This window comes from Mycobacterium sp. ABE4_509 (assembly GCF_056160785.1).
Window position 1 is genome coordinate 1 of the sequence record NZ_JBSWXU010000323.1, and the last position, 793, is coordinate 793.

At 75.0% G+C, this 793-nt stretch carries 1 protein-coding gene; it reads left to right on the forward strand.

Annotated elements, in window-relative coordinates; translation table 11 throughout:
- A partial coding sequence (locus ACXAID_RS28280) for an Hsp70 family protein (protein ID WP_475025458.1) occupies window positions 1-793 on the forward strand: 793 nt, incomplete at both ends.

The window sequence follows — 793 nt, forward strand, 5'->3', positions numbered from 1 at the left end:
ACTGGGGCCCGGCCGCTGTCGGGGCGCTGCGCGGCGCATTGCGCGCGGTACCCGGGCTGGCGCCCGCTGGTGTGCCGGCCGCGCTGGTACCGGACGCCTCGGCCGCGCTGACCGCACTCCAGGCCGACCCCGGGCTGCCGACCTCCGGCGTGGTCGCGCTGCTGGACTTCGGCGGCACCGGCACCTCGATCAGCCTGGCCGACGCCGGCGCCGGCTACGCCCCGCTGGGTGAAACGGCCCGCTTCGCGGAGTTCTCCGGCGACGGCGTCGACCAACTGCTGCTCAACCACGTCATCGCCGCGGCCGCCACCGACACCGATGATCCGGCCGGCACCGCGGCGGTGGGCTCGCTGGCCCGGCTGCGCGCCGACTGCCGACGGGCCAAGGAACGACTGTCCGCGGAAACCTCGACGAGCATCAGCCCGCAGCTTCCGGGCCTGCCGTCCGACGTGCGGGTGACCAGGGCCGAGCTCGAACAACTCATCGATCAGCCGCTGGCCGGCGCGCTGCTCGTCCTCGACGACAGCCTGCAGCGGGCGGGTCTGAGCACCTCGTCTCTCAGTGCGGTCGCCACGGTCGGCGGCGGTGCGCACATCCCGCTGATCACCCAGCGGCTCTCGGAACGGTTGCGGGTTCCGGTGATCACCTCACCGGCTCCGCAGACGATCGTCGCCTCCGGTGCTGCGCTGGTGGCAGAGCGGGGCACGGCCTCGGACGCCACCACGATGTCGACGGCGGCCGACTCGCCGACCGGTGTGGCACCGGCGGCGTGGGCGGCCGGGGCGGCCGGGGC